Annotated in this window: 12 protein-coding genes; 6 read left to right on the forward strand and 6 right to left on the reverse strand. The window is 59.6% G+C overall.

Annotated elements, in window-relative coordinates:
• Positions 1–45: 45 nt before the first annotated feature.
• From JJ889_RS03555 to JJ889_RS03575, 5 genes are all read right to left on the reverse strand, one after another.
• Positions 46–2,142, reverse strand: a complete 2,097-nt coding sequence (locus JJ889_RS03555; RefSeq protein ID WP_291891532.1) for a M13 family metallopeptidase — start codon at positions 2,140–2,142, stop codon at positions 46–48.
• A gap of 152 nt (positions 2,143–2,294) precedes the next feature.
• Positions 2,295–4,370, reverse strand: coding sequence for a M13 family metallopeptidase (locus JJ889_RS03560; RefSeq protein WP_291891533.1), 2,076 nt, complete (start codon positions 4,368–4,370; stop codon positions 2,295–2,297).
• Positions 4,371–4,427: 57 nt separating this feature from the next.
• Positions 4,428–7,646: an efflux RND transporter permease subunit gene (locus JJ889_RS03565; RefSeq protein WP_291891534.1), complete on the reverse strand. Its 3,219-nt coding sequence runs from the start codon at positions 7,644–7,646 to the stop codon at positions 4,428–4,430.
• 29 nt (positions 7,647–7,675) lie between these two features.
• Entirely contained in the window at positions 7,676–8,950 is a 1,275-nt protein-coding gene (locus tag JJ889_RS03570; RefSeq protein WP_291891536.1) for an efflux RND transporter periplasmic adaptor subunit, read from the reverse strand.
• Positions 8,951–8,952: 2 nt separating this feature from the next.
• Positions 8,953–10,353, reverse strand: a complete 1,401-nt coding sequence (locus JJ889_RS03575; protein WP_291891537.1) for an efflux transporter outer membrane subunit — start codon at positions 10,351–10,353, stop codon at positions 8,953–8,955.
• A 274-nt stretch (positions 10,354–10,627) separates the two neighbouring features.
• On the opposite strand from JJ889_RS03575, the gene JJ889_RS03580 reads away from it, so the two are divergent.
• From JJ889_RS03580 to JJ889_RS03595, 4 genes are all read left to right on the forward strand, one after another.
• Positions 10,628–12,043: an ATP-binding protein gene (locus JJ889_RS03580; RefSeq protein ID WP_291891540.1), complete on the forward strand. Its 1,416-nt coding sequence runs from the start codon at positions 10,628–10,630 to the stop codon at positions 12,041–12,043.
• Positions 12,044–12,213: 170 nt separating this feature from the next.
• Positions 12,214–12,903: a phosphate signaling complex protein PhoU gene (gene phoU, locus JJ889_RS03585; RefSeq protein WP_291891542.1), complete on the forward strand. Its 690-nt coding sequence runs from the start codon at positions 12,214–12,216 to the stop codon at positions 12,901–12,903.
• Positions 12,904–12,918: 15 nt separating this feature from the next.
• A complete protein-coding gene (gene phoB, locus JJ889_RS03590) occupies positions 12,919–13,611 on the forward strand; it encodes a phosphate regulon transcriptional regulator PhoB (protein WP_291891544.1) in 693 nt (230 codons plus the stop codon).
• Between the two features lie 286 nt (positions 13,612–13,897).
• A complete protein-coding gene (locus JJ889_RS03595; protein WP_291891546.1) occupies positions 13,898–14,206 on the forward strand; it encodes a hypothetical protein in 309 nt (102 codons plus the stop codon).
• Between the two features lie 340 nt (positions 14,207–14,546).
• On the opposite strand, the gene JJ889_RS03600 is transcribed toward JJ889_RS03595, so the two are convergent.
• A complete protein-coding gene (locus JJ889_RS03600; protein ID WP_291891548.1) occupies positions 14,547–15,080 on the reverse strand; it encodes a GcrA family cell cycle regulator in 534 nt (177 codons plus the stop codon).
• Between the two features lie 203 nt (positions 15,081–15,283).
• Here JJ889_RS03600 and JJ889_RS03605 point away from each other — a divergent pair, with 203 nt between their 5' ends.
• Positions 15,284–16,096, forward strand: a complete 813-nt coding sequence (locus tag JJ889_RS03605; RefSeq protein ID WP_291891550.1) for an ABC transporter permease — start codon at positions 15,284–15,286, stop codon at positions 16,094–16,096.
• A 75-nt stretch (positions 16,097–16,171) separates the two neighbouring features.
• Positions 16,172–17,356, forward strand: a complete 1,185-nt coding sequence (locus JJ889_RS03610; protein WP_291891552.1) for an aspartate aminotransferase family protein — start codon at positions 16,172–16,174, stop codon at positions 17,354–17,356.
• The last annotated feature ends 14 nt before the right edge of the window (positions 17,357–17,370 follow it).

A 17,370-nucleotide genomic window follows, 5' to 3' on the forward strand; every position in this document is an offset into this window, starting at 1 on the left:
CCGGCGGTGAAAACCGCCGGGCTCCTGTTTCAAGTGTTGTCGTCTCTACCAGACCGTGACGCGTTCTTCCGGCGGCAGGTACAGCTCGTGATCTTCGGTGATACCGAATGCCTCATACCAAGCGTCCTGGTTGCGGACCGTACCGTTCACGCGATACTGGGCCGGAGAGTGCGGCCCGACACGCAGTTGCTGGACGAGCGCTTGTTCAGTGTAAAGATTGCGCCAAACCTGCGCCCAAGCCATGAAGAAACGCTGGTCTCCGGTGAAACCATCGAGAACCGGTGCTTCTTCCCCCTGGTCCTGCAAATAGAGCTGATAAGCCCGATATGCGAGGTCGACGCCTCCGACATCGGCGAGGTTTTCTCCGAGTGACAGGCGCCCGTTCACGAATTCACCTTCAACTGGGGAAAATTCGCCATATTGCTCGACAAGACCTTCAGTGCGTGCGTCAAAAGCCGCGCGGCTCTGTTCCGTCCACCAGTCGCGCAACATTCCCGTGCCGTCCGAGCGGCTGCCCTGATCGTCAAAGCCATGCCCCATCTCGTGTCCGATCACTGCGCCGATTCCACCGAAGTTTACCGCGGGGTCTGCAAACGGGTCGAAGAACGGCCCTTGCAAGATCGCTGCAGGGAAGACGATTTCATTGGACGTTGGTGCATAATAGGCGTTCACCGTCTGCGGTGACATGAACCATTCCCAATCACGGACAGGACCGCGCAAGCGGGCGCGGGTGTCTGCACGTGCCCAGGCTGAGATGCGCTGGGCATTGCCGAACAGATCGTCGGACGCGATTTCGATCGAGGAATAATCCGGCCATACGTCCGGATACCCGATCTTTGTGATGAAGCTCTCGTATTTGACGATGGCTTCCGCCCGGGTCTCATCATCCATCCATTCCAGCGTTTCCAGGCTCTCGCCAATGGCACGACTGACATACTCGACGAGCGTATCCATTTGCTGCTTGTATTCAGGCGGGAAATATCGCTCGACGTAAATTTGGCCAAGGGTCATGCCCATGGATCCGTTCACGTACTGGACCCCACGCGATTCAAGCGGTCGCGGCTGATCCGTTCCTGAAAGCGTGCGGCTGTAGAAGTCAAACGAGCGCTCGTAGAATGATGGCGAGAGCACATTGCGATTGCTGGCCACATACCGAAAGCTAAGCCAGTCCTGCCATGTGGATACCGGGATCTCCGAAAAGAGAACCGCCAGCGATTCGATTGCTGTATTCTGACGAAGGACGATCTCGGTCTGGTCAGCATACTCCAGCGCTTCGAGATAGCGTGTCCAATTGAAACCGGGCGCTGTTGTTGCAAGATCAGCGGTCGCGGTCAGATTATATGTGCGCGTGCGATCACGGCTTTCTTCATTGGTCCAGTGCACCTGGGCGATGGCCGTTTCCAAGTCCAGCACGGCTTGTGCCCGCTCTTGGCCCTGGTCCATGCCGATCAGGCCGAATACATCTCCGATGTATTCCAGATATCCATCCCGGATACCTTGATAACGTTCACTGTCTTCAAGATAATAATCGCGTGACGGAAGTCCCAGCCCACCCTGGCTGATGTAGACGATGTAGCGTTGCGGATTGCCTTGGTCCTGGAAGGAACTGGTCCCGAAAATCGTCGATGTGCCGGGTTGACCCATGAGAGTTGCGATATCGTCATGCGAGCTCGCTGAGGCGATCTGGCTGAGCATCGGGCGAACCGGATCGAAACCCAGCTCTTCGCGACGTTCCTGATCCATGAAGGACGAGTAGAGATCACCGATTTGCTGTTGCGGTGTTCCATGGGCGCCATTCTGTTCCGACGCTTCCTGGATGATGCCATTGATCCGCTCTTCAGACAGCAGGAAGAGTTCGGTGAATGAGCCGAAACGCGAGAAACCCGGCGGCATTTCTGTGCTGTCCAGCCAACCGCCGTTGACGTAGCGATTAAAGTCATCGCCCGGGTGAACGCTGTCATCGATGTATTGCGTTTCGATGCCCCAATCACCAAGACGAGGTTCATTGGCGCTGGTTTCGCTGGAGGCTGCCTGGTGTGCGGCGTCCTGGCTTGCTGTTGTGTCGTTGGCAGGCGTTTCAGCTGCTGGTGTGCATGCTGCGAGCAAAAGAAGGCTCGCGCCTGAAAGTAGAAGTGTACGCACGGTCGCGTCTCCCCCAAAAATAAGAAAGTTGCGTCCCCTTCACAGCCAAACTAGCCGTTTCGTTGGTGTGTGCAACTTACGCATCCGTGAGGTTTGAAAAACGAAAAACCCGGCAGCGAGCGCTGCCGGGTTTTTGTACTCTTGCGAGCTGCTTACCAGATTTTGACGCGCTCTTCCGGTGGCAGGTAGAGGGCGTGATCTTCAGTGATGTTGAAGGCCTCGTACCAGGCGTCCAGATTCCGGACGACACCATTGGTGCGGTATTGCGACGGGCTGTGCGGGTCGGTCGACAGACGCGAAATCAGATTGTCTTCGCGATACAGGCGACGCCAGACCTGAGCCCAAGCGAGGAAGAAACGCTGATCGCCGGTGAAACCGTCGATCACCGGTGCTTCGCCACCATGATGTTCATCGACATAGTTGCGGTAGGCCGTGTAAGCCATTTGCAGACCACCCAGGTCGCCGATGTTTTCACCCATGGTGAAAGTGCCATTCACGAACATGCCCTCAACCGGGGAATAGCCGTCATACTGGGCGCCGAGGCGACCGGCACGCTCCTCGAAGCGGGCATTGGTGCCTTCCGTCCACCAGTCATTGACCGAGCCGTCATAGTCGAAACGACGGCCCTGATCGTCGAAACCGTGGCCGATTTCGTGGCCGATCACGGCACCGATGGCGCCGTAATTGATCGCGGCATCAGCGTTCGGATCAAAGAACGGAGCCTGGAGGATGCCTGCCGGGAAAGTGATCTGGTTCATCAGCGGGTTGTAAGACGCGTTGACCGTCTGCGGCGGGTAAGGCCACTGGGTGCGATCAACCGGACCCATCAGGTCCTCAACCTGGTCATTCCAGTTGAACTCAGCCAGGCGGATCATATTACCGAACAGGTCGTCCGCACGTACTTCCAGCGCGCTGTAGTCACGCCAGTTGTCCGGATAACCGATGCGCGGTTCGAAAGTGGACAGTTTCTGCAGGGCGTTGGCACGCGTCTCGTCATCCATCCATTCCAGATTGTTCAGGCGGCCTTCAAACGCTGTTGTCAGGTTGGCGACCAGCTCTTCCATGTCCGTCTTGGAGGACGGCGGGAAGTAGCGCTCGACATAAACCTGCCCGACAACTTCACCCAGCTGGCCACCAACCAGACCGACACCGCGCAGATCGCGCGGACGCTGATCCGGTGTACCGTTCAGGGTGCGGCCAAAGAAGTCGAAGCTGGCCTGGTCAAATGCGACCGGCAGGCGGGCCGTGTTGTTATTGATCGTGTGGAAGATCATGTAGTCGTGCCACAGCTCGACCGGGGTCTCGGTGAGAATGGTCGCAGCACCCTCGATCGCGCTCGGCTGAGCGACGAGGAAGGTCGGGACTTCGGCCAGGCCCATGCTCGCCATGCCGTCAGCCATGTTGAGGGCCGGAGCCAGCTCGTCCATCTGCTGCAGCGTCATCGGGTTGTAGATTCGCTGGATGTCGCGGCTTTCGGCCTGCGTCCAGTGAACGCCGGCGAGACGGGATTCCAGCTCCATGATGGCAGCTGCCTTTCCGGCGCCGCCCTCAATGCCCGCAAGATCGAAAATGGTTTCGATGTAGGCGACATAGGCCTCGCGATAACGGGCGAAGGCGTCGTTTTCCTCATCCAGGTAATAGTCGCGATCCGGTAGGCCCAGCCCGCCCTGTCCAACAAAGACCGTGTAGCGTGTCGGGTCGGCGAGATCAGGGATAATGCCGAAGCCGTAGGGCGCCGGGTGGTGCAGGCTGGCAAACAGCGCAGAGATCTCGTCATGCGTGCTGGCGCCACGAATTTCCGCGAGGAACGGCTCCAGCGGCTCGATACCGCGTGCGTTCAGTGTGTCCGTGTCTATCCAGCTGGCGTAGAGGTCGCCGACCTGCTGCTGCGGAGAGCCCGCTTCGGCATTGGCGCTGGCCAGTTCCAGGATGATTTCCTGGACCTGTTGCTCGGCCTCGATGGCGAGTGCCGTGAACATGCCGTAGTTGGAGCGGTCTTCCGGGATGGTCGTATTGTCCAGCCATGTGCCATTGGCATAACGGAAGAAATCGTCACCCGGATGATAGCTGGCATCCATGCCGTCTACATCGAAACCCCACGTGCCGATATCGGCCATGGCGGTTGTTTCGGTAGTGGTGGAGGCGCCACTGTCGGTGGAAGTCACCGTCGCCGGGTCGCAAGCTGCCAGCAATACGAGTGCCGAACAGCCCAGCAAAATCTTTTTCATGATGTTCCCCTCGAAAAGAAAATCCCCTGCGCCGACCCGGCGCAGGGGGAAAGTATGTTACTCGGCCGGCGAATGGTCGAGGTGACCGGGCAGTTCGCCATGAGCAAAGTCAGTGTCCTCGTAATCGCTGCCCAGAGACGGCTGTTTCTTGCCTGTCCACATGCCGCGGAAGAAGCGGGCGATATCGACGCCGATGCCGTACAGGGCAGGGACGAAGAAAAGCGTCAGGAAGAGTGCGAAGACAACCGCGAAGCCAAGGGCCACGACCATGGGCTTCAGGAACTGAGCCTGGGTCGATTGTTCCGCCATCATCGGGAAGATGCCGAGGAAGGTGGTGACCGAGGTCAGCAGGATAGGACGGAAACGCTGTACGCCAGCGTCTACCAGCGCCTGGAAAGCGCCTACTCCATTGGCCCGCAGCCGGTTTACGAAGTCGATCAATACGAGGTTGTCATTGATCACAACGCCTGCTGCTGCACCCACACCGAAATAGGAGAAGAGCGCGATCGGGATGTCGTACAGGTAATGCCCGAAGATGGCGCCCGTCAATGCGAACGGGATGGCGATCATGATCAGGATCGGCTGGAAATAGGACCGGAAAGCAATCGCCAGCAGCAGATACATGGATGCCAGCGCAAGCAGCAGGAGGTTCATGACTTCCTGCATGAATTCACGCTCACCCTCGGCCTGGCCGATCTCGTCGCGAGAGACATGCGGGAAACGCGTGTCAAAGTTCGGCCAGAACTCGTTGGTCAGGCTTTCCTCGACAGCGCCGCGTGCGATCGGGTCAGACAGCTCGGCCGTGACGGTGACCGTCCGCATGCCATTGCGGCGACGGATACGGTTGAGGCCCGGTGCGAACTCCACATCGGCGACAGCTGACAGCGGAACCTCACGCCCATCGGCGGTGCGGATGCGCAGGTCACGGAGCGTGTCCAGCGAGCGGCGGCTTTCCTGGTCGAGGCGGATCATCACCCGCACGTCCTGACCATCGCGTGGCAGGCGTTGCGCCTCCTCGCCGTAGAAAGCCTGGCGGACCTGGCGTGTCACGTCCGACAGGGTCAGACCCAGCGCCTGGGCGTCCGGTCGCATCGTGAACTGCAGTTCCTGGGTCGAGGTCTGCATGGAGTCGACGATGTCATACAGGGTGTCATAGCTGCGCAGCTGATCCTTGAGGGCATCGGCTGCCTCGCGCAATTCGTCGAGGTCCTGTCCGGACAGGGCGAAACTCACCGAGTTCCCACCTTCGTTGATGGTGGAGTCGAAGCGGACTTCTTCAGCGTCCGGAACCGGTCCCATCATTTCACGAATGGTCTGTGCAACTTCAACTGTCGGCAGCGAACCTGGACGGTCCTCCGGCTCCGCGAGCGTGATCCAGGCGCGGATACTGCCGTCGGTGGCCACTGTCGAACGGCTCTCGATCATGTCGACATTGTCCGGGTATTGCGTGCGGTAATACTGCAGCGCTTCATCCTGGGCAGCGTCGAGTTGACTCCGGACCTGTTCGGTGCGGCTCCACGGCGTGCCTTCGGCCAGCTGGATCGAGACCTGGATCGTCTCGTTCTCGATCTGTGGCATGAAGACCGACCCGACCCGGTTGGTGCTCATCAGCGTGATGGAAACGAAGAAGATACCGGTGAACGCGATGACCGTTGCATAACGATTGCGGATCGAGAGCTTGGCGAGCGGACGATAGATGCCGCGCGCGAAGGCGACCAAGGTGTGGGCAATGCCGCGCTGGAGCGCGATCAACGGCCCGAAAATACCCTTGTTGGACTGCGGCTTCAGATGGCTCAGGTGAGCCGGCAGGATCAGCAGCGATTCAATCAGGGAGAAGGTCAGGGCCGCGATAACCACCAGGGAGATCTGCTTGGTAAACTGAACGGTCGGTCCCGTGATCAGCATCCAGGGCGAGAACATCATGATGGTCGTGATGACGGCGAAGATCACCGGCTTGGCGACCATCTGCGTGCCGACCACGGCGGCGGTCAGGCCTTTTTCCCCGCGTTCTACCCTGTCGTGGATGTTTTCCCCGACCACAATCGCGTCGTCGACCACGATACCGATGACGAGCAGGAAGGCGAACAGCGACAGCATGTTCAGCGAGACGTCCATCATGGGCAGCAGCAGGAAGGCACCACCAAACGCGGTGAAAATTCCCACTGTGACCCAGAAGGCGACATCAGGGCGCAGGAACAGGAAGAGGACGATCAGAACCAGACCGCCACCGATGAGGGCGGAGTTCATGATGGTGTCCATGCGTGCCTTGTACATCTCGGAATTGTCCCACCACAGAGACAGGGAGACGCCGTCAGGCAGTTCCGCGCGCTTGCTTTCCAGATACTCCTGAACGCCGTTGGAGATATCGACGACGTCAACATTCGGGGTGGTCTGCACATAGACCACGACCATGTTCTCGCCGTTATAGGTCGAGGCGAGGTTGGCATCGACAAAACCGTCATTGACGCGCGCGACGTCGCGGACGCGCAAGGTGCCACCATCACGCGTTTGGCGAATGATGATGTCCTCGAATTCAGCTTGTGAATCCGCCAGCTGGCGGGATGTGAGGCTGAGATCGCCGAGTTCTGTGCGGACGCTGCCGGCTGAGGCATTGAGGGAGCTGGAGCGAACTGCGCGGGACACTTCGTCAAAGCTCAGGCCGTAGCGCTGCAGGCTCTGCTCGGACAATTCGATGGAGACCTCTTCATTGAGGCGTCCCATGATGCCGACGATGGAAACACCGGGCACCTGGTTGGCAACCTCGTCGCGGATCTCATCTGAAATCTGCTGCAGGTCACGGCGATCAATATCACCATGCACGGCAAAGCCGATCAGCCAGTCCGAGGCGCGCCACTGGTTGACGAACGGGCGGAAGGAGGATTGCGGCAGGTTGTTCACCGAGTCGACGTTTAGCTTGATCTCGTCGATGAAGGACGGGATGTCGACGGACGGCTTGCCGGCGATGTTGATGAAGCCGCTGCCTTCAACGGCCGTCGAGGTGATCGTGTCAACGCCGTCGATATCGATCAGCGCTTCCTCGATCCGGACGATAATCTGTTCCTCGACTTCCTGCGGCGAGGCGCCTGGCCAGGCCACGGAGACAGTGGCTCCGTTGATGGCGACGCTCGGGAAGACCTCGCGGTTGAGCTGGAAATATCCGAACAGGCCGCCCAGCAGGGCCACGATCATCAGCAGGTTGGCAGCGACGGAATTCGCAGCAAACCATCCGATGATGCCCTTGGGAGCTTCCTGATGTGTTTCGTTAGGGTCGGTCATGGCCTTGTCCTTCAGATATGTTTGCTGGATTAACCTGCGCTGGAAACGGGCTCGCCGCTATTGCCAGCATCGGATTCGGCCAGGCCTTCTTCCGCGTTGTCGGATTCGGTTTCGATCGTCGCGGAGAATGCCGCGATGACTTCGCCATCGTTGTCGAGCGACTGGATGCGCATGCCGTCATTGGCACCGCGAACCGGAGAGATCACGACCATTTCGCCACCGCGAACACCGGAGGAAACGATCAGGCTCTCGGCGTTGGAGGTGACAACATCGACCGTCCGGACGGACAGGCGACCACCCGGCTCGGCGACATAGATCGTGTTTTCGCCGCGCAGGGCTGCGCGTGGCAGGACGTAGACATTCTCGACTTCACGTCCCTCGATTTCGGCGGTCAGGAACAGGCCAACGGCCAGCGGCGAACCGCTCTCGGCGGCCGTGCCGTACGGGTCTTCGACTTCGGCGATGGCGTAGAGAACGCGCGTCTGTGAATCGATGGCACTGTCCGTACGCGTGATTTCCGCGTTCCAGGAGCGCTGCTGACCGGCAACGACCGCAGACAGGGTGACCGGAATACCGGCGCCTTCCTCGGCAGCGTTGAAGGCGACCGGGATGCCCAGCAGCCCCAGATCATAATCGGTCAGGGGCAGGCGAACCTGCACGCGGTCGGTCGAGAAGACTTCGCCCAGGGGCGTGCCGGCGCTGACGAACTGACCGAGATCTGCGTTCTTGGAACGGACGCGGCCAGCGAACGGTGCGGATACCCGCGTACGCTGGAGGTCCAGACGCGCATCCTGAAGTGTGGCGCGGGCCGCTGCGAGCTGGGCGCGCGCTTCAGCCAGCTGCGGTTCGCGCAGCGTCAGGGAAGAAGCTTCACCTTCACCCAGTTGCTCCCATTCCGAGCGTGCGAGGTCTGATTCAGCCTGTTCGCGAGCCAGACCCTGCTCGGCCTGCGCGACCTGGGCCTCGGCACGGGTTACCGCCAGGCGGTAATCAGCGTCCTCGATGCGAACCAGGGTCTCGCCGGCTTCGAAGAAACCGCCCTCGATGAAGTCCGGATTTACATAGGTGATGCGTCCAGACACCTGCGGAACCAGGTTGATCTGGGTGCGTGGCCGCGCTTCGCCCTGGGTGACAACGGTCAGCGAAACCGTGTCCAGCTGGGCTTCAGATACAAAGACCGCTACGGGACGCGGCGCCGCATTGGCGCGCTCCGGTTGCGGGGCGGTGGCGTTGAGCATGACGACGACGCCGATGATGGCGGCAACAACAACACCGATGATGATGAAACGTCCGATGAAAGCCATGATTATTCTCCAGTATGCGCAGCCGGGTCTGCGGACGCGGCCGCGGAGAAATCGCCGGCGATGGCGAGATAAAGGTCCACACGATTTGCCGCGCGGGCGCGGCGTGCTGAGATGTACTGACTCTCCGCGCTGATGCGGCGGGAGTATGCGTTGAGCAGGTCGAAGATCGTCGCGACACCACGAGCATATTGCTGGGTGACAAGTTCCTCGGCCTCGGCGGCCTCCTCGAAGGCCCTACCTAGGCTGTCAACGCGGGACGCCAAGATGGTGTCGGCGTAAATCGCATTTTCTGCTTCCTGCCAGGCGCCCAGAACCGTCTGGACATAACTGGCGATCTGCAGTTCGGCATTGGCGATAGCCTGGTCGCGCTGGGCGCGTAGCTGGCCGCCGCGGAAGATGGGTGCCGTCAGGGATGTGGTCAGCGAGGACAGCAGGCCGTCTATATCCGTGAGATCTTCAATATTTGCGCCGCCTGTGCCGGAGGAGGCGGACAGCGAGAGGCTCGGGAAGAGCGCTGCGCGGGCGGCGTCGACACGCAAACCGGCTGCGACCAGACGGCGTTCAGCCGCGATCACGTCCGGACGACGGGTCAGCAGGTCCTGCGGCGAACCCAGACCTGCGAGTTCACCGAGCGCTGGGAAGTCCTCATCGCGTTCGATGCGGGCCGAGGGATAACGGCCCAGCAGGGTTTCAAGGCTGCGGGCAGATGAGGCTTCCGCACGGCGGCGGGAGGCGAGCGCGGCTTCGGATGAAGCCAGGGCGCTGCGCGCCGTGCGCACGTCCGAACTGCGAACGAGGCCGCGGGCAAAGCGGCGCTCGGTCAGGGCAAGGGCATTTTCCTTGGCGGTGAAATCGCGCTCAGCGAGTTCGGTTTGCAGACGGGCTTCGGTCAGGTCGAGCCATGCCTTGGAAACCAGACCGGCGATCGATAATTGCGATCCGCGCAGGTCCTGGGCGGCCGCTTCGGCGTCGAGATCAGCCGCGTTGGCGTTATTGCGAACGCGCCCCCACAGATCGACTTCCCAGCTTGAGGATAGTCCCAGTGAGAACTGGTCCGAGGACGGACCGCTGTTCGGCTCGTTCCGTGTGTGCCCGAAGGATACGCCGAGCGTCGGCAGACGGCTGGCGCCGGCGATCCGGGCGCTGGCCCGTGCCGAGTCATAGCGAGCCAGCGACTGGGCCAGGCTCGGATTGCCTTCAAAGGCTTCATCCACAAGAGAAACCAGACGTGGCGCATTGAATGACGCCACCCAGTCGCTCACGTGTGGACCATCACCTGCATCGGGTGCGCTGGACCAGTTGTGAGGCGCCTGGGGGAGGACGTCCTGAGATTCAAAGGCCGGCACACTGGCGCAAGACGCTGCCGTCAACGCTGTCGCCAGTGTGAGTAGATTTTTACGCATGCGTGTGCCCCGCACATTCTTACTTCGACTCTGCCGGCATCCTATGATCGGCATAGCGAAAGTCAACATAAATTTATCGAAAAACATTAAATGCCTATCGAATGACATGAAAAGCCTCTCGTTTTTCGAGATGTGAAATTTCTGTAAGCATCTCTTGGCTCATGGATTCGATGCATTTGCGCCGTTGATTGGATGCGTTTTGCGGCAGAAATATTTCCAAAACGCGACAAATCTCAGTATTCCGATAATCTATTCACTGAATGAGGAGCGCCTGGTGAGTTCTCGTCTGCACCGAAACCAACCATCCACTCGTATTCGCCGCCGCGATACTGCTGCTGTCGCTGCTCTTGGGGGCGGTGTAGTATTGCTGTTGTGGCTGTTTGGCGAGCTCGCCTTTGTGCAGGCTTTTGTGGCGATCGCGACCATCACTGCCCTCTCGGTCATCTACTTCCTGACCGTAAGTACGTCTCTGCCCCCGCAGGTGGATCTGTCCTATGAGGAAGGTGGTGAAGATGCTGGTGACGGCGCCGGAGAAAGTTCGCCCGGTCTGACGGCACAAGACCTTCTCTACAGCCTGCCTATTCCCGTGATCGTCATTGCCGGTTCCGGCAAGGTTGAGGATGCAAATCCCGAGGCCCGGAAGTTTCTCGGGCTGGGCGACGGCGTTGTTCACCTGTCCGGTGTGCTGCGCCAGCCTGAAATCCTTGAAGCGGTTAGCGCCGCCCTGCGCGGGGAGAGCGTCCAGCCGGTAGAATACTCAACCATGGCGCCGGTCGAGAGCCATGTCCGCGCCTTTATAGCGCCACTCGGTCAAGCCGATGCACCGGATGTCGAGCGCCGCGCGATGCTCGTGCTGACAGATGAAACCTCGATCAAGCGTGCTGACCGCATGCGGGCGGACTTCCTCGCCAATGCCAGCCATGAGCTGCGCACCCCGCTCGCATCACTGGCCGGTTTCATCGAGACCTTGATGGGGCACGCCAAGGATGATCCCGACGCACGTGATCGATTCCTGTCGATCATGTTTGACCAGACCGAGCGCATGCAGCGCCTGATCAATGATCTCCTCTCGCTGTCACGCGTGGAAATGGATGAGCATGTCGCTCCTGTTGGAACAGTTGATCCGGGTGCCGTCGTGGAGGATGTGGTCAGTTTCCTGCGTCCGCAGATCGAGAAGCAGAACATCACTGTTGATCAGTCACTGAATGAGGCGGCGAGAGCGATCGCAGATCGTGACCAGCTGACGGAAGTGGTCCAGAACCTGATCGAGAACGCCATCAAGTATGGCGGTCAGGATGCACGAATTGGCGTCACCGTAACCGCCGCCGTCTCTCGCGATGCTGCCGAGCGCCCGCCGCTGAGCCTGGGCCAGGGTTCAAGCCGCTTGACACTTGCGGCCCCGAAGGTCGAGGCGGACAGTCGATATGTAGCCATCCGTGTCCAGGATACCGGCAAGGGAATCCAGCGCCGCGATCTGCCCCGGCTGTCGGAGCGTTTCTATCGTGTCGATGGTCAGAAAAGCGGCCCCAAGGAAGGGACCGGTCTTGGCCTTGCGATTGTGAAACACATCGTCAATCGCCATCGTGGCGGTTTCACTGTTGAAAGCGCGCCCGGGGTGGGATCGGTATTCTCAATCTTCCTGCCCGTGGATCCGACAAGTGTTGTTGAGCCCGAAAACCTTGCGAATTAGGCAAATTTCGACAAAAACCGCACAGTGTCACAAAACAGTTATAAGACTGTCATAAATCGGCGCATCAAACGCACTAGTACACGCTTCTCGTTTAGTCAGGCCTGTTGGCTGCGGATCAGTGTGTCGAAACAAACCTCCTCGTGGTTCAGCCGCGAGGGCACGGAGATCAAATGAACCAGACACAGCATTCGCACATTGTGTCCGCCTATGGGGCAGAACTCGACCAGCTGGCCGATGATCTGCTGCGCATGGGCGGTCTGGTGGAAACCCAGCTGACTGAATCACTGCAGGCCTTTATTCGCCGAGATTTGTCCGTCGTGCCTGCTGTGCGCGAGCGGGAAAAGAAAGTGAATGAACTGGCAGCCGGTGTCGAACGGCGGGTTGTGCGCCTCTTTGCTCTTCGCCAGCCGATGGCGGCCGATCTGCGCGTGACGATCTCGGCGATGAAGATCGCCAGCGATCTCGAGCGTATGGGTGATCTCGCCAAGAACATCGCCTTCCGCGCCGAGGACATGAACGAGTTCCCGCCCATGCCGGTACTCGGACAGATCGAGCGTCTCGGTGCCGTGGTCGCAAAGCAGCTTCGTGATGGTCTGGACACGCTGTCCAACCAGGACGTCGCTTCAGTGATCCGGGTCTGGCAGGCCGATGACGAGGTGGATGAACACCACAACGCCGTCACCCGCGAGGTTCTGATGTCGATGACCCAGAACCCGCAATTCGTGGAACCGGGTGTCCCGGTTCTTTTTGTCTCAAAGAATTTGGAGCGGCTTGGCGACCACGTCACGAACATCGTCGAAGCCGTACATTTCATGGCCACGGGTGAGCAGTTGGAAGACAGCGACACGCTCGAGGCCTGACGCAGGAGTGCAGGCATGAAACCCCAAGTGATTGTTGTTGAAGACGAAGACGCTCTCGCAACGCTGCTTCAGTACAATCTGGAGAAAGAGGGGTATCAGGTCCGCGTGGCGGGCGATGGCGAGGAGGGCCTGATCCTCGCCGAGGAAGAAACACCGGACCTCGTATTGGTCGACTGGATGTTGCCGAAAGTATCGGGCATTGAAGTGTGTCGACGCCTGCGTGGGCGCCAGGAAACCGCCAATGTGCCGATCATAATGCTGACAGCCCGTGGCGAGGAAACCGATCGGGTGCGCGGCCTTGATACAGGCGCGGACGATTATATCGTCAAGCCGTTCTCGATGACGGAATTGTTCGCCCGGATTCGCGCCGTGCTGCGCCGGATCCGCCCGGGGCTCGCCGAGGATGTTGTCCGCCAGGGCGATATTGCCATGGACCGCGTCGCGCACCGTGTGAAGCGATCCGAACGCGAGATCCATCTCGGGCCGACCGAATTTCGTCTGCTCGACTATCTCATGCAGCATCCGGGGCGGGTTTTCTCCCGCGAGCAATTGCTGGACGCTGTCTGGGGCTCCGACGTCTATGTCGAGGCGCGCACGGTGGATGTTCATGTCGGTCGCTTGCGCAAGGCTCTGAACACCAAGGAAGAGCGCGATCCGATCCGCACCGTACGGTCAGCGGGCTATTCCTTCGACACGTCGGGGCTCTAATTCCCCGCCAATCGGAACAGATACTGTTCTCGTTTGGCCATTAATGTCGGGTTCAGTCGCGATTATGTCTCTTGTGAACACTCAAGGAGGCAATAATGCGCTGGGCTGGTTTGATCATTTCCGCAGGTATTCTCGCCGCGATCGCCGTTTCGATCGTCGCTGCGCCGAGCGGTTCGTCACTGTATATCTAGAACTCGTAACTCTTCCGGGACGTTAGCCCGGTGGTCGCTTGCTCCCCGGTGGCCGCTTTCTAGGATGACAGCTTTACCGTTCAGGGAGCTGTTCTTTGCAACACCTCATCACAAGTCTGGCCGTATTGGGCCTCGTCCTCTCTGCCTCCGTGTCAGTTCAGGCCCAGGATGCATCTCGCTCCGAAATCCAAGCCGCATCTGTCACGCTGGAAGATTTCCAGCCGACCCTTGGGCGCTGGCAAGTCACCAACTGGCTGATGACCGGGCCCGGGCAGATGGAAGAACACCATTTCTCCATTCACGTCGCGGCCGATCTCGGCGGCAAGGGCCTGCGTACCGACTGGTTCATGCAGGACGGAAGGTATTTCGGCACGGTGTTGCAGACCCTGCATGTCGGTGGCTAGGGGCTGGACCAGCTCTATTACTCCGCCGCCGAGGATAGCTGGGCGATTTCCGAACAATACCCGGTGCTCCGCGAAAACGGTTTCGGCACGCAGTTCGAGGGATAGGACCAGTTCGGCCCGTTCGAGGCCCGGAGCCAGACAAGTTTCCTGTCGGATGGTGGTGGTTTCGACTGGACCCTCGAACGACGCTATCCGGGCACGGACTGGTTTGTCATCGACCGCGGCGAGGCACGTCCACTCCCTGACTAGGTGGTGAGGCATCCCTCCATAGAAAAAGCGGCCACCCCGGGGGAGAGGTGGCCGCTATTCTGCCGGACGGGGGGTGAGAGGGGGTGTCCGGCTAGAAATTATAACGGCGTGTGGCCGCGATTGCGTCGAGGGCAGCAGCGGCGTCGGAATTGCGACGGCGGCGCTTCTGGCTCGGCTGGTACGCCATGTCGGCGTGCGCGTCACAATAAGTCTGATCACCCGTCGTCTTGCGGCCGCAGAAGCGGAAGCTGGACGAGGCCGGGTCGCCGATTGGCCATTTGCACATGCTGTCACGCAGGGTCAGGACAGTGGCAAACTCGCCGGAAGGCAGTACGGCAGGCTCCACCGGCGCTGGCGGCGTTGCAGGGGGCGCTGAGGGGGTGGGGCGCACCGGAGTGCGCGCTACTGGCGGGGTGGACGCCGTTGTTGTACGCGGCCGGGAAGGCTTCACGGTGCGACGAGCCGGACGAGATGGTGTTGCGCGACCAGACAGGCCCAGACGATGGACCTTGCCAATCACGGCGTTACGGGTCACACCGCCAAGCTGTTTGGCAATCTGACTGGCACTCAGGCCTTCTGACCAGAGTTTTTTCAATTCTTCTACGCGTTCGTCCGTCCAAGCCATCGCACTAGATCTCCCGGTGGGGTGCGTTCCTTACCTTGATGAAGGTAAATCCCGCATCTCTCAATTCATGTTTAATTACACTAGATATTGTATCCTACAGCCTGTCAGCCACAAGATGGGCCTCTGTCCAAGCCTGTGGAAAGATCTCTTGTCAGGCCAATCGTTAACGGTGATGGTTACCGAGACCTTAAGGGTAATTCGATATGAGTAACTCAAGCTTAAGACCTGTTACCGCGCCGCGGGAATTTGGAGCCGTAAACTGGCTAGGCCTTTGGACTCTTTACAAAAAAGAGGTCCGGCGCTTCATGAAAGTCGTGTTCCAGACAGTGATGGCGCCAGTTGCGACAACCCTGCTCTTCATGACGGTTTTCGTGGTGGCAATCGGGTCAAGCCGACCTGCAATAAATGGTGTGGATTTCCCGGTCTTTCTGGCTCCGGGCCTCATACTTATGGGGGTTCTCAACAACGCCTTTGCCAATTCCTCCTCCTCGCTGCTCGTCTCCAAGGTGCAGGGGAATACCGTGGACTTCCTGATGCCGCCCCTTTCGGCGCTGGAACTCTTCCTGGCCTTTGTCGGTGGTGCGATTACGCGCGGTCTTGTTGTTGGCGTGGCCACGGCACTGACCATGCTGCCCTTCGTCGATCTGGTGCCCTCACATTTCTGGGCGGTCCTGTATTTCGGAATGGGTGCCGCAGCCATGCTGGCCATGGTGGGTGTGATCGGCGGGATCTGGGCGGAGAAGTTTGATCACCTCGCGGTCGTGAACAACTTCTTCATCATGCCGGCGACCTTTCTTTCGGGCACGTTCTACTCGGTGACGATGTTGCCGGATGCGGTCAGGTCCATCAGCTATTTCAATCCCTTTTTCTACATGATTGACGGCTTTCGCTACGGCTTTACCGGACACGCGGATGGCTCACTCCTGATCGGCGTTATTGTTGTTGCAGTGATCAACATTGCGCTCGCGGTGAGCTGCTATGCGGTGCTGCGTGCAGGCTGGCGCTTGAAGAGCTGATCTTCCCGGCCTAGACCGGAAGAAACGGTGCTCATTCCCGGGTGCCGATAATCAGCTTATGAGGGGAGTATACTCATGCCAGCGCCGATGATGGACACTTACGCACCGCCGGATCTGAATTTTGAACGCGGCGAAGGTGTTCGCCTGATTACCGACAAGGGTGACAAATACCTGGACTTCATTTCCGGTATTGCCGTGAATTGCCTGGGTCATGCGCACCCCAAGGCGGTTGCAGCGCTCACCGAACAGGCTGGCAAGCTGTGGCACCTCTCCAACATGTTCCGCGTCCCGGCCGGTGTTGAGCTGGCAAAGAAGCTGACCGATGCGACCTTCGCTGACCGTGTCTTCTTCACCAATTCCGGCGCGGAAGCCATGGAATGTGCGCTCAAGACGGCGCGCCGCTATCATTTCGTGAACGGCAATCCGCAGCGCTACCGCATCATCACCTTCACCGGCGCTTTCCACGGCCGCACCTATGGCGCCATCAATGCCGGCGGCAACCCGAAATATCTCGAGGGTTTCGGCCCGGCGATGGAAGGTTTTGACCAGGTCGAGTTCGGTGACCATGAAGCGCTCAAGGCTGCCATCACCGAGGAAACCGCCGCGATCTGCATCGAGCCGGTCCAGGGTGAAGGTGGTGTCCGTGCTGTTCCAGAAGCGTGCCTGCGCGGCATTCGTGAACTGGCCGACGAGCACGGCATCCTGGTCATCTATGATGAAGTCCAGTCCGGTGCCGGCCGTACCGGCAAGCTGTTCGCCCACCAGTGGGTTGAAGGTGCTGAACCAGACATCATGGCGTCTGCCAAGGGCATTGGCGGCGGTTTTCCGATGGGCGCCTGCCTGGCCACCGAAGCGGCCGCTGAAGGCATGGTCGTTGGCACGCACGGTTCCACCTATGGCGGTGGCCCGCTGGCCATGGCTGTCGGCAATGTCGTCTTTGACGAGCTGACCGCTGACGGTTTCATGGAACAGGTCAATGATGTCTCCAACTTCCTGCGCCAGCAGCTGCACGGTCTTCTCGACCGTCACGCTGACAAGGTCGAGGAAGTTCGCGGCAAGGGGCTGTTGATCGGTATCAAGCTGAAAGCCGGATATGATCCCAAGAAGCTTGCAGGTCTGTGCCGCGATCGCCATCTGCTGGTTGGTGCGGCCGGGGACAATGTCTCCCGCATGGCGCCGCCGCTTGTGATCACCCAGGACGATGCCAGTGAAGCCGTTGCCATCATTGACGAGGCACTCGGCCAGCTGGAAGCCAGCTAGACAGAAGACGCATT

Source organism: Maricaulis sp., from assembly GCF_017643475.1.
In the GTDB taxonomy this organism is placed as follows: Bacteria; Pseudomonadota; Alphaproteobacteria; order Caulobacterales; family Maricaulaceae; genus Maricaulis.

Coding starts and splice junctions, on each gene's coding strand:
- phoB (WP_291891544.1), top strand. CDS start 12,919: ATGAAACCCCAAGTGATTGTTGTTGAAGACGAAGACGCTCTCGCAACG.
- JJ889_RS03575 (WP_291891537.1), bottom strand. CDS start 10,353: ATGCGTAAAAATCTACTCACACTGGCGACAGCGTTGACGGCAGCGTCT.
- JJ889_RS03565 (WP_291891534.1), bottom strand. CDS start 7,646: ATGACCGACCCTAACGAAACACATCAGGAAGCTCCCAAGGGCATCATC.
- phoU (WP_291891542.1), top strand. CDS start 12,214: ATGAACCAGACACAGCATTCGCACATTGTGTCCGCCTATGGGGCAGAA.
- JJ889_RS03610 (WP_291891552.1), top strand. CDS start 16,172: ATGCCAGCGCCGATGATGGACACTTACGCACCGCCGGATCTGAATTTT.
- JJ889_RS03600 (WP_291891548.1), bottom strand. CDS start 15,080: ATGGCTTGGACGGACGAACGCGTAGAAGAATTGAAAAAACTCTGGTCA.
- JJ889_RS03560 (WP_291891533.1), bottom strand. CDS start 4,370: ATGAAAAAGATTTTGCTGGGCTGTTCGGCACTCGTATTGCTGGCAGCT.
- JJ889_RS03605 (WP_291891550.1), top strand. CDS start 15,284: ATGAGTAACTCAAGCTTAAGACCTGTTACCGCGCCGCGGGAATTTGGA.
- JJ889_RS03570 (WP_291891536.1), bottom strand. CDS start 8,950: ATGGCTTTCATCGGACGTTTCATCATCATCGGTGTTGTTGTTGCCGCC.